19 protein-coding genes and 1 pseudogene are annotated in these 18277 nt (G+C 70.0%); 14 read left to right on the top strand and 6 right to left on the bottom strand.

The annotated features are described in order from the left end of the window. Positions 1-91: 91 nt before the first annotated feature. The 9 genes from atpB to K7G60_RS33115 all read left to right on the top strand — a co-directional run bounded on the left by atpB (position 92) and on the right by K7G60_RS33115 (position 7858). Complete coding sequence (atpB, locus tag K7G60_RS33155) at positions 92-901, top strand: F0F1 ATP synthase subunit A (protein WP_225804670.1); 810 nt, start codon at positions 92-94, stop codon at positions 899-901. 92 nt (positions 902-993) lie between these two features. Continuing rightward, complete coding sequence (gene atpE / locus K7G60_RS33150) at positions 994-1251, top strand: ATP synthase F0 subunit C (RefSeq protein WP_093874070.1); 258 nt, start codon at positions 994-996, stop codon at positions 1249-1251. Between the two features lie 41 nt (positions 1252-1292). Beyond that, positions 1293-1838 carry a F0F1 ATP synthase subunit B gene (locus K7G60_RS33145; RefSeq protein ID WP_225804669.1) on the top strand — a complete coding sequence of 182 codons (546 nt, stop codon included), beginning with the start codon at positions 1293-1295 and terminating at the stop codon, positions 1836-1838. Continuing rightward, positions 1835-2650 carry a F0F1 ATP synthase subunit delta gene (locus K7G60_RS33140; protein WP_225804668.1) on the top strand — a complete coding sequence of 272 codons (816 nt, stop codon included), beginning with the start codon at positions 1835-1837 and terminating at the stop codon, positions 2648-2650. Before K7G60_RS33145 ends, K7G60_RS33140 begins: the two co-directional genes overlap by 4 nt. Positions 2651-2802: 152 nt before the next feature. After that, positions 2803-4398, top strand: a complete 1596-nt coding sequence (gene atpA / locus K7G60_RS33135) for a F0F1 ATP synthase subunit alpha (RefSeq protein WP_225804667.1) — start codon at positions 2803-2805, stop codon at positions 4396-4398. Between the two features lie 20 nt (positions 4399-4418). Then, complete coding sequence (locus K7G60_RS33130) at positions 4419-5336, top strand: F0F1 ATP synthase subunit gamma (RefSeq protein WP_225804666.1); 918 nt, start codon at positions 4419-4421, stop codon at positions 5334-5336. After that, positions 5336-6778 carry a F0F1 ATP synthase subunit beta gene (gene atpD, locus K7G60_RS33125; RefSeq protein WP_225804665.1) on the top strand — a complete coding sequence of 481 codons (1443 nt, stop codon included), beginning with the start codon at positions 5336-5338 and terminating at the stop codon, positions 6776-6778. Before K7G60_RS33130 ends, atpD begins: the two co-directional genes overlap by 1 nt. A gap of 112 nt (positions 6779-6890) precedes the next feature. After that, the gene (locus K7G60_RS33120; RefSeq protein ID WP_225804664.1) at positions 6891-7265 is read left to right on the top strand and encodes a F0F1 ATP synthase subunit epsilon; all 375 of its coding nucleotides are present in this window, start codon (positions 6891-6893) and stop codon (positions 7263-7265) included. 146 nt (positions 7266-7411) lie between these two features. Next, positions 7412-7858, top strand: coding sequence for a DUF2550 domain-containing protein (locus K7G60_RS33115; protein ID WP_190154768.1), 447 nt, complete (start codon positions 7412-7414; stop codon positions 7856-7858). Positions 7859-7911: 53 nt separating this feature from the next. Here K7G60_RS33115 and K7G60_RS33110 read toward each other — a convergent pair whose 3' ends face one another. The 3 genes from K7G60_RS33110 to K7G60_RS33100 form a co-directional block, all read right to left on the bottom strand. Beyond that, a complete protein-coding gene (locus tag K7G60_RS33110) occupies positions 7912-9672 on the bottom strand; it encodes a glycoside hydrolase family 18 chitinase (protein WP_308082848.1) in 1761 nt (586 codons plus the stop codon). A 210-nt stretch (positions 9673-9882) separates the two neighbouring features. Further along, positions 9883-10521, bottom strand: a complete 639-nt coding sequence (locus tag K7G60_RS33105; protein WP_225804662.1) for a response regulator transcription factor — start codon at positions 10519-10521, stop codon at positions 9883-9885. Further along, positions 10518-11714: a sensor histidine kinase gene (locus tag K7G60_RS33100; protein ID WP_225804661.1), complete on the bottom strand. Its 1197-nt coding sequence runs from the start codon at positions 11712-11714 to the stop codon at positions 10518-10520. The genes K7G60_RS33105 and K7G60_RS33100 overlap by 4 nt, the downstream gene beginning before the upstream one ends. Positions 11715-11850: 136 nt before the next feature. Between K7G60_RS33100 and K7G60_RS33095 the strand changes: the two genes are divergently transcribed. Further along, positions 11851-12474, top strand: a complete 624-nt coding sequence (locus tag K7G60_RS33095) for a hypothetical protein (protein ID WP_225804660.1) — start codon at positions 11851-11853, stop codon at positions 12472-12474. On the opposite strand, the gene K7G60_RS33090 is transcribed toward K7G60_RS33095, so the two are convergent. From K7G60_RS33090 to K7G60_RS33080, 3 genes are read right to left on the bottom strand one after another with little or no spacing between them, the layout of a single operon-like run. After that, positions 12391-12963, bottom strand: a complete 573-nt coding sequence (locus K7G60_RS33090) for a cob(I)yrinic acid a,c-diamide adenosyltransferase (RefSeq protein WP_225804659.1) — start codon at positions 12961-12963, stop codon at positions 12391-12393. The two genes, K7G60_RS33095 and K7G60_RS33090, sit on opposite strands and share 84 nt — an antisense overlap. Before the next feature lie 13 nt (positions 12964-12976). Further along, complete coding sequence (locus tag K7G60_RS33085; protein ID WP_225804658.1) at positions 12977-13726, bottom strand: ABC transporter permease; 750 nt, start codon at positions 13724-13726, stop codon at positions 12977-12979. A 10-nt stretch (positions 13727-13736) separates the two neighbouring features. Next, on the bottom strand, positions 13737-14510 hold the full coding sequence (locus K7G60_RS33080) for an ABC transporter ATP-binding protein (protein ID WP_225804657.1): 774 nt from the start codon (positions 14508-14510) through the stop codon (positions 13737-13739). An 88-nt stretch (positions 14511-14598) separates the two neighbouring features. Between K7G60_RS33080 and K7G60_RS33075 the strand changes: the two genes are divergently transcribed. The 4 genes and pseudogenes from K7G60_RS33075 to K7G60_RS33060 all read left to right on the top strand — a co-directional run. After that, on the top strand, positions 14599-15237 hold the full coding sequence (locus K7G60_RS33075; RefSeq protein WP_225804656.1) for a TetR/AcrR family transcriptional regulator: 639 nt from the start codon (positions 14599-14601) through the stop codon (positions 15235-15237). A gap of 150 nt (positions 15238-15387) precedes the next feature. Continuing rightward, positions 15388-16236 (top strand): 3-hydroxyacyl-CoA dehydrogenase family protein, encoded by an 849-nt coding sequence (locus tag K7G60_RS33070; RefSeq protein WP_225804655.1) that lies wholly within the window; start codon positions 15388-15390, stop codon positions 16234-16236. A gap of 126 nt (positions 16237-16362) precedes the next feature. Next, positions 16363-16686, top strand: a complete 324-nt coding sequence (locus K7G60_RS33065) for an STAS domain-containing protein (protein WP_030210572.1) — start codon at positions 16363-16365, stop codon at positions 16684-16686. A 217-nt stretch (positions 16687-16903) separates the two neighbouring features. Further along, positions 16904-18277: pseudogene (locus tag K7G60_RS33060) on the top strand (ATP-binding protein); the annotation flags it as partial.

Raw genomic sequence — 18277 nt, 5'->3', positions numbered from 1 at the left:
CGTAAGACCAGTCCAGTGCCGACCCGCGGCTGTGCGCCGCGCCGACACAACGAGGTTGCCGTACCTATGCGCCACGCTGAAGGAGCCCGCGGTGAGTGCTGACCAGACGCTTGCCTTCGACCCGGATTGCCACATCTTCAGTGGATGTGGCTTCCCGGCTCCGGGCCTGCACACGTTCATGTACGAGCCCATCGCCACGGTGGCCGGCATCGAGATCACCAAGCCGATGCTGCTCGCTCTGCTGGGCTCCATCGTGGTCGTCGGGTTCTTCTGGGCCGCCTTCAACAAGCCCAAGCTGATCCCCGGCAAGATGCAGATGGTCGGCGAGGCCGGTTACGACTTCGTGCGCCGCGGCATCGTCTACGAGATCATCGGCAAGAAGGACGGCGAGAAGTACGTCCCCTTCATGGTGTCGCTGTTCTTCTTCGTCTGGATCATGAACCTCTGGTCGATCGTTCCGCTCGCCCAGTTCCCGGTCACCTCGCTGATCGCCTTCCCGGCTGGTCTCGCGCTGATCGTGTACTTCATGTGGATCTCGCTCACCTTCAAGAAGCACGGCTTCGTGGGTGGCTGGAAGAACATCGTCGGTTACGACAAGTCCCTCGGTGCCATCCTCCCGATGGTCGTCGTCCTCGAGTTCTTCTCGAACCTGCTGATCCGGCCCTTCACGCACGCGGTGCGACTGTTCGCGAACATGTTCGCCGGTCACCTGCTGATCGTGATGTTCTCGCTGGCCACCTGGTACCTCATGAACGGCCTGGGCTTCGTCTACGCCGGCGCCTCGTTCGTGATGGTCCTCGTGATGACCGCCTTCGAGCTCTTCATCCAGGCCGTCCAGGCGTACGTCTTCGTCCTCCTGGCCTGCAGCTACGTCCAGGGCGCGCTCTCCGAGCACCACTGAGCCTCCCCGGCCCCGTAGCTCCACCCCCGAAACCAATCAGTCGTCCGGTGGCCAACCCCCACCGGGTCATTGAAAGAGAAGGAAGTAACGGCATGTCCGCTGCTCTCGACATGGTCAACCTCGCCGCCGGCGCCAAGGAGAACGTCGTCGGCAACGTCGCGTCGATCGGTTACGGCCTCGCCGCGATCGGCCCCGGCGTCGGCGTCGGCATCATCTTCGGTAACGGTACGCAGGCGCTCGCCCGCCAGCCCGAGGCCGCCGGTCTCATCCGTACCAACCAGATCATGGGCTTCGCCTTCTGTGAGGCGCTCGCCCTCATCGGCATCGTCATGGGCTTCGTCTACCAGTAAGCCGGACCGACTGCCCGATTCTTTTTACGGAAGGCACTGATGTGAACGCTCTGCTTCTTGCGCAGGGTGAAGAGGCGCAGCCTCCTCTCATCCCGCATCTCGACGAGCTCGTCATCGGCCTGATCGCCTTCGTCATCGTCTTCGGCTTCCTCGCCAAGAAGCTCCTCCCGAACATCAACAAGGTTCTGGAAGAGCGCCGCGAGGCCATCGAGGGTGGCATCGAGAAGGCCGAGTCGGCCCAGATCGAGGCTCAGAGTGTGCTGGAGCAGTACAAGGCCCAGCTCGCCGAGGCTCGCCACGAGGCCGCGCGTCTTCGCCAGGAGGCCACGGAGCAGGGCACCGCGATCATCCAGGAGATGAAGGCGGAAGGCCAGCGCCAGCGCGAGGAGATCATCGCGGCCGGCCACGCGCAGATCGAGGCCGACCGCAAGGCCGCCTCCGCGTCGCTGCGCCAGGACGTGGGCAAGCTCGCGACCGACCTGGCCGGCAAGCTGGTCGGCGAGTCCCTCGAGGACGCCGCCCGCCAGAGCCGCACCATCGACCGCTTCCTCGACGAGCTCGAGGAGAAGGCCGAGGCTGTCCGATGAACGGAGCGAGCCGCGAGGCACTGTCCGCCGCCCGTGAGTCCCTCGACGCGCTGACCGACAACACGCCGGTCGACGCGAAGAAGCTCGCGGACGAGCTGGCCGCCGTCACCGTGCTGCTCGACCGCGAGGTGTCGCTGCGCCGGGTCCTGACCGACCCCGCCCAGTCGGGCGAGGCCAAGGCCGAGCTCGCGCAGCGACTCCTGCGCGGACAGGTGGGCGGCGAGACCGTCGACCTGGTCTCGGGCATGGTCCGCTCCCGCTGGTCGCGCTCGCGCGACCTCGTCGACGCGGCCGAGGAGCTGGCGAACACCGCCGACCTCACCGCGGCGCAGAAGGCGGGCGCCCTGGACGACGTCGAGGACGAGCTGTTCCGGTTCGGCCGGATCGTGTCCTCCAGCAACGAGCTGCGCTCGGCGCTGACGGACAAGGCCGCCACGGCCACCGCGAAGGGCACGCTGCTGCGCAGCCTGCTCGGCGGCAAGGCCCACGCGACCACCGAGCGTCTGGTCGTCCGTCTGGTGACCCAGCCCCGGGGACGTAGCCTGGAAGCGGGACTCGAGTCCCTGTCCAAGCTCGCCGCGGCGCGCCGGGACCGGATGGTCGCCGTCGTCACCTCGGCGGTGCCGCTGTCGGATCGGCAGAAGCAGCGCCTCGGTGCCGTACTGGCGAAGCTGTACGGCCGCGAGATGCACCTGAACCTGGACGTGGACCCCGCGGTCCTCGGCGGGATCACGGTGCGTGTCGGCGACGAGGTCATCGACGGTTCCATCGCGGAGCGCCTCGGCGAGGCGACCCGTCGACTGGCCGGCTGACGGCAGCGACCACAGCAGCACCAAGGCAGTACAGCTACACAGCATCACCAGCGGCCCGGTTGGGCCGTGCAGAGATTGCAGAAGATTCCTGGGGGTCGGCCCCCAGACCCCTTAAGAAACTTCGGGCCCAACAAGGAGAGCAGGGAACCCAGATGGCGGAGCTCACGATCCGGCCGGAGGAGATCCGGGACGCACTGGAGACCTTCGTCCAGTCGTACCAGCCGGACGCGGCCTCGCGCGAGGAGGTCGGCACGGTCAGCCTGGCCGGTGACGGTATCGCGAAGGTCGAGGGTCTTCCCTCGGCCATGGCGAACGAGCTGCTGAAGTTCGAGGACGGCACCCTCGGCCTCGCCCTCAACCTCGAGGAGCGCGAGATCGGTGCCATCGTCCTCGGCGAGTTCAGCGGCATCGAGGAGGGTCAGTCGGTGCAGCGCACCGGCGAGGTCCTCTCCGTAGGTGTCGGTGAGGGCTACCTGGGTCGCGTCGTCGACCCGCTCGGTAACCCGATCGACGGTCTCGGCGAGATCGCGACCGAGGGCCGCCGCGCCCTCGAGCTGCAGGCCCCGGGCGTTATGGCCCGTAAGTCGGTGCACGAGCCGATGGAGACCGGCTACAAGGCCGTCGACGCCATGACGCCGGTCGGCCGTGGTCAGCGTCAGCTGATCATCGGTGACCGTCAGACCGGCAAGACCGCGCTCTGTGTCGACACCATCATCAACCAGCGCGACAACTGGCGCTCGGGTGACGTGAACAAGCAGGTCCGCTGCATCTACGTCGCCATCGGCCAGAAGGGCTCGACCATCGCGTCCGTTCGCGGCGCCCTGGAAGAGGCCGGCGCGCTCGAGTACACGACGATCGTCGCCGCCCCGGCGTCCGACCCGGCCGGCTTCAAGTACCTGGCGCCGTACACCGGTTCCGCCATCGGTCAGCACTGGATGTACCAGGGCAAGCACGTCCTGATCGTCTTCGACGACCTGTCGAAGCAGGCCGACGCCTACCGCGCCGTGTCGCTGCTGCTGCGCCGCCCGCCGGGCCGTGAGGCCTACCCGGGTGACGTCTTCTACCTGCACTCCCGTCTCCTCGAGCGCTGCGCGAAGCTCTCGGACGAGCTGGGTGCCGGTTCGATGACCGGTCTGCCGATCGTCGAGACGAAGGCCAACGACGTCTCCGCGTTCATCCCGACCAACGTCATCTCCATCACCGACGGCCAGTGCTTCCTGGAGTCCGACCTGTTCAACGCCGGCCAGCGTCCGGCCCTGAACGTCGGTATCTCGGTCTCCCGAGTCGGTGGCTCCGCCCAGCACCCGGCCATGAAGCAGATCGCCGGTCGCCTCCGCGTGGACCTGGCCCAGTTCCGTGAGCTGGAGGCCTTCGCGGCCTTCGGTTCCGACCTGGACTCGGCCTCGAAGGCGCAGCTGGAGCGTGGTCAGCGCATGGTCGAGCTGCTCAAGCAGGCTCAGTACCAGCCGATGCCCACGGAGAACCAGGTCGTCTCGGTCTGGGCCGGCACCACCGGCAAGATGGACGACGTCCCGGTCGCCGACATCCGTCGCTTCGAGGCCGAGCTCCTGGCGTACCTGCGCCAGAACCACTCCGGTCTCATGACCTCCATCCGTGAGGGCAAGAAGATGTCGGACGACACGCTGACCGCCGTCGCCGACGCCATCGCGGAGTTCAAGCAGCAGTTCGAGACCTCTGACGGCAAGCTGCTCGGCGCGGACGCTCCCGCCGTCAACGTCTCGAAGTGACGACGGAAGGGACCTGACTCATGGGAGCGCAGCTCCGGGTCTACAAGCGTCGCATCAAATCCGTCACCGCGACGAAGAAGATCACCAAGGCGATGGAGATGATCGCCGCCTCGCGTGTCGTCAAGGCGCAGCGCAAGGTGCAGGCGTCGACTCCGTACGCGACCGAGCTCACGCGCGCGGTCACGGCGGTGGCCACGGGTGCGAACGACAAGCACCCGCTGACCACCGAGGCGGAGAACCCGAGCCGTGCCGCGGTCCTGCTCCTCTCGAGCGACCGCGGTCTGGCCGGTGCCTTCAACTCCAACGCCATCAAGGCGGCGGAGCAGCTCATCAAGAAGCTGGAGGGCGAGGGCCGCACGGTCGACATCTACGTCGTCGGCCGCCGTGGTGTCGCGCACTTCAACTTCCGTGAGCGGAAGCTGAGCGACACGTGGACCGGCTTCACGGACGAGCCCACGTACGCGGACGCCAAGAAGATCGCGGCACCGCTGATCGAGGCGATCGAGAAGGACACGGCCGAGGGTGGTGTGGACGAGCTCCACATCGTCTACACCGAGTTCGTCTCGATGATGACCCAGACGGCGGTCGAGGCCCGGCTGCTGCCCCTCAGCCTCGACGAGGTGGCGAAGGAGGCCGGCGAGCCGGACACCCTCCGTCCGCTGTACGACTTCGAGCCCTCGGCGGAGGACGTCCTCGACGCCCTTCTGCCGCGCTACGTCGAGAGCCGGATCTACAACGCGCTGCTGCAGTCGGCTGCCTCCAAGCACGCCGCCACGCGCCGCGCGATGAAGTCGGCGACCGACAACGCGGGAGACTTGATCAACAACCTCTCCCGACTTGCCAACGCGGCCCGCCAGGCCGAAATCACCCAGGAAATCAGCGAGATCGTCGGTGGCACCGCAGCCCTGGCCGACGCGACCGCGGGGAGTGACAAGTAATGACGACCACTGTTGAGACGGCCGCCGCCACGGGCCGCGTCGCCCGGGTCATCGGCCCGGTCGTCGACGTGGAGTTCCCCGTCGACGCGATGCCGGAGATCTACAACGCCCTGCACGTCCAGGTCGCCGACCCGGCCGAGGAGGGCGCGCTCAAGACGCTGACCCTCGAGGTCGCGCAGCACCTCGGTGACGGGCTCGTCCGCACCATCTCGATGCAGCCCACCGACGGTCTGGTCCGCCAGGCCCCCGTGGTCGACACCGGCGACGGCATCACGGTGCCCGTCGGCGACGTCACCAAGGGTCGCGTGTTCAACACGCTGGGCCAGATCCTGAACGAGCCCGAGGCGGAGTCGGAGGTCAGCGAGCGCTGGTCCATCCACCGCAAGGCCCCGGCCTTCGACCAGCTCGAGTCGAAGACCGAGATGTTCGAGACCGGCCTGAAGGTCGTCGACCTCCTCACCCCGTACGTCAAGGGTGGAAAGATCGGTCTGTTCGGTGGCGCCGGTGTCGGCAAGACCGTTCTGATCCAGGAAATGATCATGCGTGTGGCGAAGCTGCACGAGGGTGTCTCCGTGTTCGCCGGTGTCGGTGAGCGCACCCGTGAGGGCAACGACCTCATCCACGAGATGGCCGACTCCGGCGTTCTGGACAAGACCGCCCTGGTCTTCGGCCAGATGGACGAGCCCCCGGGCACCCGTCTCCGCGTGGCCCTCGCCGGTCTGACCATGGCGGAGTACTTCCGCGATGTGCAGAAGCAGGACGTGCTGTTCTTCATCGACAACATCTTCCGCTTCACGCAGGCCGGTTCCGAGGTGTCGACCCTGCTCGGCCGCATGCCCTCCGCGGTGGGTTACCAGCCGAACCTGGCCGACGAGATGGGTCTCCTCCAGGAGCGCATCACCTCGACCCGTGGTCACTCGATCACCTCGATGCAGGCGATCTACGTCCCCGCCGACGACCTCACCGACCCGGCGCCGGCGACCACCTTCGCCCACCTCGACGCGACGACGGTTCTCTCCCGTCCGATCTCCGAGAAGGGCATCTACCCGGCCGTGGACCCGCTGGACTCCACGTCCCGGATCCTGGACCCGCGCTACATCGCGCAGGACCACTACGACGCCGCCACGCGCGTCAAGGGAATCCTGCAGAAGTACAAGGACCTCCAGGACATCATCGCGATCCTCGGTATCGACGAGCTGAGCGAGGAGGACAAGCTCGTCGTCCACCGCGCCCGCCGTGTCGAGCGCTTCCTGTCCCAGAACACCCACGCGGCGAAGCAGTTCACCGGTGTGGACGGTTCGGACGTTCCGCTCGACGAGTCGATCGCCGCGTTCAACGCGATCTGCGACGGTGAGTTCGACCACTTCCCGGAGCAGGCGTTCTTCATGTGCGGTGGCCTTGAGGACCTCAAGAACAACGCCAAGGAGCTCGGCGTCTCCTGAGCCCCGTGCTCGCCCGAGGGGGACGGGATCCGTCCCGTCCCCCTCTCCACGCCCCCTAGAATTGACCCCAACACCCGGCACGACCGCCGGGTGGTGACCCGAGGAGCCACCCTTGGCTGCTGAGCTGCACGTCGAGCTGGTCGCCGCGGACCGGAGTGTCTGGTCCGGCGAGGCCACCCTGGTCATCGCGCGTACCACCTCCGGCGACATCGGCGTCATGCCCGGCCACCAGCCGCTGCTCGGTGTGCTGGAGTCGGGCCCGGTGACCATCCGTACGAGCGAGGGCGGGACGATCGTCGCCGCCGTCCACGGCGGATTCATCTCGTTCGCCGACGACAAGCTGTCTCTGCTCGCGGAGGTCTGCGAGCTGGCGGACGAGATCGACGCCCAGCGCGCCGAGCGCGCGCTGGAGCGTGCGAAGACGGACTCCGACGCCGCCGCCGAGCGGCGCGCCGAGGTCCGGCTGCGCGCGGTAGCGGTCCGCTGACGGTCCGCGCCGAGCAGGAGTGCCCTCAGCCGCGGCACGATCCGGAATTTTCCGGACCGTGTCGCGGCTGAGGCGATGCAGATGCAGGTTGTATTCGGTTCTGCCGGCCGTGCCGGCTACGGGACGCAGCGAGGAGGTCGGTGAAGATGTTCCTCGCTCTGCTCGTGTGCGGCCTGGTCGTCGCACTGGTGGTGATCGGGCTCTTCGTCTTCGGCTTGCGCCGGAGACTGATCCAGCGCGCCGGCGGCACCTTCGACTGTTCGCTGCGCTGGGACGTCCCCGACGAGCCGGATCCGACCGGCAAGGGCTGGGTGTACGGCGTCGCCCGCTACAGCGGTGACGAGATCTCCTGGTTCCGTGTCTTCTCGTACTCCCCCCGTCCGCGCCGGGTGCTGGAGCGCTCCTCCATCGTGGCCCTGGAGCGCCGGATGCCGGAGGGCGAGGAGGAACTCGCGCTGCTCTCCGACGCCGTGATCCAGCCCTGCATGTACGAGGGCGTCCGCCTGGAGCTCGCGATGAGCGAGGACGCCCGGACGGGCTTCATGGCCTGGCTGGAGGCGGCGCCTCCCGGGCAGAGGGTGAACGTCGCGTAGGGCATGAAGAAGCGGGGACGGCGTGCTGCGCCGTCCCCGCTTCTCCGTTCCGTCTAGCTCAGGCCGCTGTTGATGGCGCCGACCAGCTCGCCGTTGCCGGTGTCACCGCTGAACTCCCAGAAGAACGCTCCGCCGAGGCCCTGGTTCTTGGCCCAGCTCATCTTCGAGTTCACGGTGGCGGGGGTGTCGTAGCTCCACCAGTTGGTGCCGCAGTGGGCGTACGCGGTGCCCGCGACGGTGCCGTTGGCCGGGCAGGAGTTCTTGAGGACCTTGTAGTCCTCGATGCCCTGCTCGTACGTGCCCTGCGCCGGGCCGGTCGCCGTGCCGCCGGGGGCGGACTGGGTGACGCCGGTCCAGCCGCGGCCGTAGAAGCCGATGCCGAGCAGCAGCTTGTTGGCGGGGACTCCCTTCGCCTTGAACTTGGCGATCGCCTCGGCGGAGTTGAAGCCCGCCTGCGGGATGCCGGCATACGAGGTGAGCGGGGAGTGCGGGGCCGTCGGACCCTTCGCCTCCCAGGCGCCGAAGAAGTCGTACGTCATGACGTTGAACCAGTTCATGTACTGCGCGGCGCCCGCGTAGTCGGCGGCGTCGATCTTGCCGCCCGCGGAGGCGTCGGCGGTGACGGCCGCGGTGACCAGGTTGCCGGCGCCGAACTTGGCGCGCATGGCCTGCATCATGTTCTTGAAGGCGGCCGCGCCGCTGGTGTCGCAGGACAGACCGCAGGCGTTGGGGTACTCCCAGTCCAGGTCGATGCCGTCGAAGACGTCGGCCCAGCGCGGGTCCTCGACCAGGTCGTAGCAGGACTGGGCGAAGGCGGTCGGGTTCTGCACGGCCTGGCCGAAGCCGCCGGACCAGGTCCAGCCGCCGAAGGACCACAGGACCTTGATGTGCGGGTAGGCCTTCTTCAGCTTGCGGAGCTGGTTGAAGTTGCCGCGCAGCGGCTGGTCCCAGGTGTCGGCGACGCCGTCGACGGACTGGTCGGCGGTGTAGGCCTTGTCGTAGTCGGCGTAGGCGTCGCCGATGGTGCACTTGCCGTTCTGGACGTTGCCGAAGGCGTAGTTGATGTGCGTGATCTTCGACGCGGAGCCGGAGGTCACGATGTTCTTCACGTGGTAATTGCGTCCGTAGACGCCCCAGTTGGCGAAGTAACCCATCTTCACGGCGTTCGGGAGGGGCTGGCCGCCGCCTCCGCCGGTGGTGCGTACGGCGACCGGGCCGGCGGCGGGGCCGGTCTGGTCGATCGTGTCGCGGGCGACGACGGTGTACGAGTAGTCGGTTCCCGCGGTGAGGCCGCTGTCGGTGAAGGTGAGGCCGGTGGTGGTGGTCACCTTGGTGCCGTCGCGCAGGACGTCGTAGTTCTTGACGCCCTTGTCGTCGGTGGCCGCGGTCCAGGTGAGCTTGGCCGAGGTGTCGGTGACGTTCGAGGCGACCGGGGTGCCGGGGGCCGAGGGCGGGTTGTCGCCCGGCTGTGTGGTGCCGTCGCAGGGAGCGCCGTTGATCTTGCAGCCGGTGGGGGCGCCGGAGCCGGTGCCGTTGTAGCCGAAGGAGACGGAGGCGCCGGGGGCGAGGGTGCCGTTCCAGCCGACGTTCTTGGCGGTCCAGTGGGTGCCGGAGCTGGTGACGGTGGCGTCCCAGGCGGAGGTGACGGCGGTTCCGGAGGGGTAGTCCCACTCCACGGTCCAGGAGCTGATGGTGGTGGTGCCGGTGTTCTTGATGGTCCAGTTGGCGCCGAAGCCGGTGCCCCAGTCCTGGGTCTTGGTGTAGGTCGCGGTGGCCGAGGTGGCGGCTTCGGCGGGGGAGGCGAGGCCGACCATGGCGGCCAGGGGCAGGATCAGGGCGGTCAGTCCGGCGGCGGTCCGGTGTCTGAACCCTGCTCTGCGCGTCGGTGCTTGAGTGCTCAACGGTGCTCCTCAAGTTGCGGACGGACAAGGTGGGGGTGGTCCGAAAAGGTGCGCGCGCCCCGCGAGCGTAGGAAGGTCTGGACCAATCGTCAAGAGGTCCAGACCAACGCCGGCGAATACCCGCTAGACCCCCAACTCCTGCGCCAGCACCGCCGCTTGGACCCTGCTCCGCAGCTCCAGCTTCCCCAGCACCTTGCTGACGTGCGTCTTCACCGTCGCCTCCGCCATGTCGAGGCGCACCGCGATCTCCGCGTTCGACAGACCCAGACCCAGCGCCGAGAGCACCTCCCGCTCCCGGGGCGTCAGCACGTCCAGCACGGCGGAGTCCGCCGCCGGACGGCTCGGGGCCGCGAACTCCGCGATCAGCCGCCGTGTCACCGCCGGGGCGATCAGCCCCTCGCCGCGCCCCACCGTCCGCACCGCCGTGATCAGGTCCTTCGCGTCCGTGTTCTTCAGCAGGAAGCCCGAGGCCCCGGCCCGCAGCGCCCCGAAGACGTACTCGTCCAGGTCGAAGGTCGTCAGGACGAGCACGTCGGCGAGACCCTCCGACACGACCAGACGGGTCGCCGTCACCCCGTCCATCCGGGGCATCTGCACATCCATCAGGACCAGGTCCGGCCGCAGCTCCCGGGCCAGCTCCACCGCCCGCTCGCCGTCCGCCGCCTCGCCGACCACCTCGATGTCCGGCGCGCTGCCCAGGATCAGCACGAGCCCCGCCCGCACCGCGGACTGGTCCTCGGCCACGACCACCCGGATCGTCATGCGTTCCCCGCCTTCTCGTCCGCGGGCAGTACGGCCCGCACCTGCCAGACCGCTCCCGCGGCCGCCGCCCGGAACTCCCCGCCGAGCAGCTCCGCGCGCTCCCGCATGCCCACCAGACCCGAACCCGTCCCGGGCGCCGACGGCCCCGGCCGCTTCCCGTACGGCGAGTCGACGGCCACGGTCAGGACCCCGTCGCCGCGGCCGACCCGTACGGTGACCGTACCGGGGGAGGCGTGCTTCACCGCGTTGGTCAGGGACTCCTGGACGATCCGGTACGCGGCCAGCTCCACCGGTGCCGGCAGCGCGGCTCCGTCCGCGGGCCGGGTGTCCTCGAGGACGAACCGCAGACCCCCGGACGAGCCGTTCGTACGGGCCCGCGCCAGCAGCGCGTCCAGGGCGTCCAGGCTCGGCACGGCCCCCGGCTCCGACTCCCCGCCGCTGTCCCGCAGCAGCCCGATGAGCCGCCGCATCTCCGCGAGGCCCGCCACGCTGTTCTCCCGGATCACCGTCAACGCCTGCCGGGTGGTCGCCGGTTCGTCGAGGGAGAGCGCGGCCGTGGAGTGGATCGCGATCGCCGAGAGGTGGTTCGCCACCATGTCGTGCAGCTCCCGCGCCATCCGCGCCCGCTCGGCCACCACCGCCTGCGCCCGGTCCATCTCGGCGAGCAGCGCCGTCTGCTCGGCCCGCAGCCTGGCCGCGTCCGCCGCCTCCCGGTGGTTGCGGACGATCGCTCCGGTGATCGCCGGCAGGAAGGAGATCATGCCGGTGATCACGCCGACGAGCAGGGCGTACGCGTTCTGCCACCAGACCAGGAAGCCGATCGTCACCCCCACCGTGACGAGACCGGTGGAGTACGGGAGGCGGCGGGCGTGGGCGGGCGACCCGTACACGACGGCCGCGTAGACGACGTCCGTGAACATCAGGACGGTGGCCAGGTTCCCGTACGTGAACTGGTCCGCGACGATCGCCACCGTGCCGACGGTCAGCGCCGTCCTGGGCGCCGTACGGCGCAGCGCCTCGCACCCGGCCATCACCGCGAGCGGCACCAGGGTCGCCCAGCGCTGGGTGAACAGCCGGTCCAGCTGGGTGTGCAGTCCGAACGACCACAGGATCAGGCCGCCGACGAGGCCGACGGCGGCGATGAACAGATCGACGCGGTGCGGGCGGGGGAGTGTCACGTGCTCATCCAACATGCCGCACCGGGCCGGGACCTCCTCGCCCGGGCCGATCCGTCCCTCCGCCGAAGGATGTAGACGCGGTTCCTCACCGGCGACGACGAACCGGGCCCGGCCCCACGGGACGCTGAAGGGGACCGAAAGGGGAACCACCGTGATCGTCACGCTGATCGTGCTCTGCGAGGTCGGCTTCTGGGTCCTGCTGGCCGCCGGCCTCGCCACCCGCTACCTCCTGAGGATGCCCCGGACGGGTCTGGCGCTGCTGCTCTGCGAGCCGCTCCTGGAGGCCGTGCTCCTCGTCGCCACCGCGATCGACCTCAAGAACGGCGCGGACCCGAGCTGGGAGCACGGTCTCGCCGCGCTGTACATCGGCTACACCGTCGGTCACGGCCACCGCACCGTGAAATGGCTCGACGGCCACGCCGCCCACCGCCTCGGCGGCGCCCCGCCGCCCCCGAAGCCACCCCGGTACGGCACGGCCAGGGCCCGCCACGAGGGCAGGATCTGGCTGGGCTCGCTCGTCGGCGGCGCCGTCGCCACCGCCCTGCTGCTCCTCGCCATGGCGTACGTCGGCGACGACGGGAACACCGAAGGCCTGCGGAGCTGGATGTACGGCGCGTGGCGGGCCGTCGGCATCCACGGTCTGATCGCGCTCAGCTACCTCGTCTGGCAGAAGAAGGACCCGGGGGCCGGTTCAGCGGTCCCCGCCCGGGACCCAGAGCACGTCCCCGACCTCCTTGTTCGCCGTCCGGGCAAGGATGAAGAGCAGGTCCGATAGCCGGTTGAGATAGGTCGCGGTCAGGGCGTTCATCGTCTCGCCGTGCACCTCCAGGGCCGCCCACGTGGAGCGCTCCGCCCGCCGGACGACCGTGCACGCCTGGTGCAGCAGGGCCGCGCCGGGCGTGCCGCCCGGCAGGATGAAGGAGCGCAGCTTGTCGAGCCGCTCCAGGAAGCGGTCGCAGTCGGCCTCCAGCTTGTCGACGTACGCCTGCTCGACGCGCAGGGGCGGGTACTCGGGGTTCTCCACCACCGGCGTGCAGAGGTCGGCGCCCACGTCGAAGAGGTCGTTCTGGATCCGGACGAGGACCTTCACGACCTCCTCGTCGAGCTGCCCGAGGGCGACGGCCGTCCCGATGGCGGCGTTGGCCTCGTTGGCGTCGGCGTAGGCCGAGATCCGCAGATCCGTCTTGGCGGTCCGGCTCATGTCACCGAGCGCCGTGGTGCCCTTGTCGCCGGTGCGGGTGTAGATGCGCGTCAGATTGACCATGGGCCCAGCCTAGTTACGCACCGGCGCTCCGGAACGTGCGTGTGCCGACCGTCACGGCGAGCCCGGTGAGTCCGAGGGCGACGAGCACCCCGTACAGCATGGTCGGCGTCGTGTAGTGGCCGACGTACGCCTCCCGCACCGCGTCCACCAGATAGCGGAAGGGCATGAGGTGCGAGACCACGTCGAGCCAGCCGGGGGCGAGGGTCATCGGCAGCATCAGGCCCGACAGCAGCATCGCCGGCATCGCGAGCGTGTTGACGGCGGGCCCGAACTCCTGCGGGGTGCGCAGCTTCAGGGCCAGGGCGTACGAGAGGGAGGCGAGCGCGGCGGAGAGCAGGGCGACGAAGCCGAAGCCGATGAGGACCCCGGCGACCGGTGCCCGCAGGCCCATCGGGATCGCCACGAGGACGAGCAGGACCGCCTGGAGGACGAAGAGCGCGGCGTCCCGCAGGACCCGGCCGAGCAGCAGGGCGAGCCGGCTGACCGGGGTGACCCGCATCCGGTCGAGCACGCCCCAGTTCTTCTCCATGATGATCGAGAAACCGGCGAACGAGGCGCCGAAGAGGCCGAGCTGGAGCAGCAGTCCGGGGACGAGGATCTGCCAGGAGTCGCCCTCGCGGCCCAGCGGGAGGCCGGTGAGCAGCGGCCCGAAGAAGAGCAGGTAGAGCAGCGGCATCAGCGCGCCGAAGAAGATCTGGAACGGGGAGCGCAGGGTCTGGCGGGCGTAGCGCCCGAAGACGAGCGCGGTGTCGCGGAGCAGCATCACGGGTCTCCTAGACCGCTACGGGGGTGGTGTCGGCGGGGGCCGGAGTGCGGCCGGTGGCGGCGAGGAAGGCCTCCTGGAGGGTGGTCACGCCGTGCGCGGCCTTGAGGCCGGCGGGGCTGTCCTCGGCGACGACCGTGCCCCTGTCCACGATCACGAGCCGGTCGGCGAGCGCGTCGGCCTCGTCGAGGTAGTGCGTGGTGAGGACGACGGTGGTGCCGTACTCGTCGCGCAGCCGCCGCACCAGGGCCCACAGGTCGGCGCGGCTGCCGGGGTCGAGACCGGTCGTCGGTTCGTCGAGGAAGAGGACCTCCGGTCGGTGGGTGAGCCCCATGGCGAGGTCGAGCCGGCGGCGCTGACCGCCGGAGAGCGCCGGGGTCTTCCGGTCGAGGAGTTCGGTGAGGCCGAGGTCGGCGGCGAGCTCCCGGGCGCGGGCGGTCGCCCGCGCCCGGTCCAGACCGTAGAGCCTGCCCTGCGTGACGAGCTCGGAGCGGACGGTCTCCTGGGGGTCGAGGCCGCCGGACTGGGCCACGTACCCGATGCGCCGGCGTACGGCGGCGGGCTCCTTGACGAGGTCGTGGCCGGCGACGGTGGCGGCGCCGCCGGTGGGCGGGAGGAGGGTGGTGAGCATCCGGAGGGTGGTGGTCTTGCCGGCGCCGTTGGGGCCGAGGAGTCCGAGGATCTCGCCGGGCCGGACGGTGAGGTCGATCCCCCGGACGGCCTCCACGGGGCCGTTCCTGGTCGGGAAGGTCCGGGCGAGCCCGGCCGTGCTGATGACGGTCATGACGACCACGAAAACAGAGTCACTGAAATTTTGCAATGCCACCAAAGTTTCAGAGGCACTGAAATTTCAGGGAGCCTAGGATGAGGCCATGGCCGAGGGACTCAGGGAACGCAAGAAGCGCGAGACGAAGCAGCGGATCTCGGACATCGCGACCGGGCTCTTCCTGGAGCACGGCTTCGCGGGCGTGACCGTCGCGGACGTCGCCGAGGCGGCGGACGTCTCCGTCAACACCGTCTACAACTACTTCCCGGCGAAGGAGGACCTCTTCCTCGACCGGATGGACGGCGTCACCCTCCGCCTCGCCCGGATGATCCGCGGCCGCGACCGGGGCGAGTCCGCCGCCCGGGCCGTCCTGCGCGAACTCCGCCAGGACATCGGAGCCGTGTCCCCCGCGTACGGACTCATGGACGGCTTCGACGCCTTCATGAACGTCATCGAGCACGCGCCCACCCTCAAGGCCCGCCTCTTCCACCTGCGGGACCAGGTCCAGGAGGCCGTCGTGACCACCCTCCGCGAGGAGACCGGCGCGGCCGCCGACGACCCGCTGCCACTGCTCGTCGGCGGCCAGCTCACCTGGATCGAGAACACCGTGGTCGGCTACATCACCCGCGAGATGACCGCCGGGCGCAAGGCGACCACCGTCTCCCGCGAGGCCCTCGTCCTCCTCGACGAGATCGAGGAGCTGCTGAGCGAGAAGGTCCTGACGTACGCCGTGCGCGAGGGCTGAGCCCGCCGCCGGCCGCGCGGGGGGTGTCGCGAGTGTGACGTCCGTCAAAGAGGGCGTGACGCGCATTACTTCACGGTCACATGGCGCCCCGCGACCGCTAATCTCCGCCGGAGAGCCAGAAGTGAACAGGCGTTAAAGGGGTGGAACATCGTGGCCAGGAAGCTCGCCGTCATCGGGGCCGGACTCATGGGATCCGGCATCGCGCAGGTCTCGGCACAGGCGGGCTGGGACGTCGTCCTGCGTGACGTCACCGACGCCGCCCTGACCCGCGGCACCGACGGCATCAAGGCGTCGTACGACAAGTTCGTCGCCAAGGGCAAGCTCGCCGCCGGGGACGCCGAGGCGGCCCTCGGCCGGATCACCGCCACCACCGAGCTCGACGCCGTCGCCGACGCGGACGTCGTCGTCGAGGCCGTCTTCGAGAACCTCGACGTCAAGCACGAGATCTTCCGCTCGCTCGACAAGATCGCCAAGGACGGCGCCGTCCTCGCCTCCAACACCTCCGCGATCCCGATCACCAAGATCGCCGCGGTGACCGAGCGCCCCGAGGCCGTCGTCGGCGTCCACTTCTTCTCGCCCGTGCCGATGATGCAGCTCGTCGAGCTGGTCCGCGGCTACAAGACGAGCGACGAGACCCTCGCCACCGCCCGCGCGTTCGCCGAGTCCGTCGGCAAGACCTGCATCGTCGTCAACCGCGACGTCGCCGGCTTCGTCACCACCCGCCTCATCTCGGCCCTCGTCGTCGAGGCCGCCAAGCTCCACGAGTCGGGCGTCGCCACCGCCGAGGACATCGACATCGCCTGCAAGCTCGGCTTCGGCCACGCCATGGGCCCGCTCGCCACCGCCGACCTCACCGGCATCGACATCCTGGTGAACGCCGCCAACAACATCTACACCGAGTCCCAGGACGAGAAGTTCGCGCCGCCGGAGCTGATGCGCCGGATGGTGGACGCGGGTGACATCGGCCGCAAGAGCGGGCAGGGCTTCTACAAGTACTGAGCCCGGCCCGCCACCCCGCCTCACTCCGTGGGGTGAATTTCGGTATCGGTTCGCTGACAAGGCGCAACGTATCTGCCAGTGCGGCAGTCAGTTGTTGCGAAGACGGAGCACTCTCGGGGAGCGCATATGCACATCAGGGGCGACCATGTCGAGCTGGTCGTCGGGGGCCGCCTCGACGTCCGCAGCGCGGCGGACGCCCGTACGGTCCTGCACTCGGCCGTCGACGACGGAGTCGGCGACCTGGTGCTCGACCTGACCGGCCTCGACTCCTGGGACGCGACCGGACTCGGCGTCATCATGGGCGCCCACCGGAGGGCCGGCCGCTGCGGCCGGCGCCTCGTCCTGCGCGGGGTGCCGCCCCAGATGCAGCGGCTCCTCGTCGCCACCCGGCTCCACCGCATCCTCGCCATCGAGGGCGGCCTCGCCCTGGAGTCCCTTCCCCGCGTGTGACCCCCGGGGCTCCCGTGATCTGTGAAGCAGCTGTGTGAACCAGGCGTCACGCTCAATCCTCACAAGACCGTGACGTCTTGGTCTCGGGGGCACCCCGCCTGTTCCCGAGCCGCTGACCACGGTCTAGGGTTCGGTCGCCCGCACATTGACGGACCCGCCTGCACATGGGGCGGACCCACCGGCGGGCACCGGACACCGCTTCTTGGGGGCTTGGACCATGGACCCGATCAACCCTGGGTCGGAGGAGTACGGTCACGACACCGAGGGCGAGGAGGCCCGCCAGGGCCGTGGCGTGCCCGCGTCGACGCCCGCGCGCGCCCGCGTCGTCCGGCTCGTCTCCGGCGAACTGCTCCTCACCGTCAACCCCGTCGACGGCAGCGAGATCGAACCCTGCCCGCCCGGGCAGGAACCGGAGGCCCCCCGCCCCCGCACCCCCGAGGAGCGCGCCGAGGCCGCCCGCGCCGTCGCCCCGCCCGTCCCGCCCGGCCCTCCCGCACCCGAGCTGCCGCTCCTCGAACGCCAGGAGGAGCGCGAGCGGCTCACCGACATCCTCCGCCAGGGCCGCTGCGCCCGCCTCGTCGGCGCCCCCGGCTCCGGCCGCACCGCCCTCCTCGACGCCGTCGCCGCCGACTGCGCGGACCTCGCCCCCGACGGGGTCGTCCGCCTCTCCGGCCGCCACCGCACGCCCACCGAACTCCTCCGCGAGCTCTTCACGGCCGTCCGGTACGCCCCCGGCCAGCGCCCCGACCGGACCGCCCTGCTCGGCCGGCTCCGCGACATCGGCGCCGTGGTCGTCGTCGACGACCTGGAATTCGGCGGCGCCGCCCTCGACGAGCTCCTCGCCGCCGCACCCGAGTGCGCCTTCCTCCTCGCCGCCGGCCCCGACACGCCCGCCCCCTCCGCCGACGCCCACGTCGAGGAGGTCCTCCTCGCCGGCCTCGGCCGCGCCGCCGCCCTCGAACTCCTGGAGAGCGCCGTCGGCCGCACCCTCACCGAGGAGGAGACCAACTGGGCCGGCGACCTGTGGTTCGAGTCCGAAGGCCTCCCGCTCCGCTTCGTCCAGGCCGGCGCCCTGCTCCGGCAGCGCGACCGGCTGCGCGTCACCCCCGCCGAGTTCGACGCCTTCGGCGCCCTCGAAGAGGCCTTCGGACCCGCCGACCCCGCGGCGACGGCCACCGTCGCGGCCGCCGCCTTCGACGGCATCGACGACCCCGACGTCGAACTGCGCGAGATACCGCTGCCCAGCCTCGGCGAGGGCGCCGCCCCCGCCGCCCTCCTCGCCTCCCGGCTCAGCCGCGCCGCCCAGTCCGCCCTGCGCTTCGCCGTCGCCCTCGGCGGAGAGGTCCCGCACCAGGCCCACCTCCCGGCCCTCGTCGGCGACACCCACGCCGACGCCGCCCTCGGCGAACTCATGGCCTGCGGACTGCTCTCCCCGGTCGGCCCCCGCTACCGGCTCGCCGCCGGCGTCCTCACCCAGCTCCTCGCCCACGGCTACGACCACGAGGCCGTCGACCGCGCCCACACCCTCGCCCAGCACTACGCCTGGTGGGCCGCCCACCCCTCCGTCACCCCCGAGCGGGCCGCCGCCGAG

This window comes from Streptomyces sp. NK15101 (assembly GCF_020400725.1).
In the GTDB taxonomy this organism is placed as follows: domain Bacteria; phylum Actinomycetota; class Actinomycetes; order Streptomycetales; family Streptomycetaceae; genus Streptomyces.
This window is presented reverse-complemented; position numbering and strand designations above follow the sequence as displayed.

What these genes read in the sequence shown, in the direction of transcription:
- K7G60_RS33075 (WP_225804656.1), top strand. Translation starts at nt 14,599, where the DNA reads ATGGCCGAGGGACTCAGGGAACGCAAGAAGCGCGAGACGAAGCAGCGG.
- K7G60_RS33115 (WP_190154768.1), top strand. Translation starts at nt 7,412, where the DNA reads ATGTTCCTCGCTCTGCTCGTGTGCGGCCTGGTCGTCGCACTGGTGGTG.
- K7G60_RS33100 (WP_225804661.1), bottom strand. Translation starts at nt 11,714, where the DNA reads ATGTTGGATGAGCACGTGACACTCCCCCGCCCGCACCGCGTCGATCTG.
- K7G60_RS33080 (WP_225804657.1), bottom strand. Translation starts at nt 14,510, where the DNA reads ATGACCGTCATCAGCACGGCCGGGCTCGCCCGGACCTTCCCGACCAGG.
- K7G60_RS33105 (WP_225804662.1), bottom strand. Translation starts at nt 10,521, where the DNA reads ATGACGATCCGGGTGGTCGTGGCCGAGGACCAGTCCGCGGTGCGGGCG.
- K7G60_RS33110 (WP_308082848.1), bottom strand. Translation starts at nt 9,672, where the DNA reads ATGGTCGGCCTCGCCTCCCCCGCCGAAGCCGCCACCTCGGCCACCGCG.
- atpE (WP_093874070.1), top strand. Translation starts at nt 994, where the DNA reads ATGTCCGCTGCTCTCGACATGGTCAACCTCGCCGCCGGCGCCAAGGAG.
- K7G60_RS33130 (WP_225804666.1), top strand. Translation starts at nt 4,419, where the DNA reads ATGGGAGCGCAGCTCCGGGTCTACAAGCGTCGCATCAAATCCGTCACC.
- atpD (WP_225804665.1), top strand. Translation starts at nt 5,336, where the DNA reads ATGACGACCACTGTTGAGACGGCCGCCGCCACGGGCCGCGTCGCCCGG.
- K7G60_RS33090 (WP_225804659.1), bottom strand. Translation starts at nt 12,963, where the DNA reads ATGGTCAATCTGACGCGCATCTACACCCGCACCGGCGACAAGGGCACC.
- atpA (WP_225804667.1), top strand. Translation starts at nt 2,803, where the DNA reads ATGGCGGAGCTCACGATCCGGCCGGAGGAGATCCGGGACGCACTGGAG.
- K7G60_RS33085 (WP_225804658.1), bottom strand. Translation starts at nt 13,726, where the DNA reads ATGCTGCTCCGCGACACCGCGCTCGTCTTCGGGCGCTACGCCCGCCAG.
- K7G60_RS33065 (WP_030210572.1), top strand. Translation starts at nt 16,363, where the DNA reads ATGCACATCAGGGGCGACCATGTCGAGCTGGTCGTCGGGGGCCGCCTC.
- K7G60_RS33140 (WP_225804668.1), top strand. Translation starts at nt 1,835, where the DNA reads ATGAACGGAGCGAGCCGCGAGGCACTGTCCGCCGCCCGTGAGTCCCTC.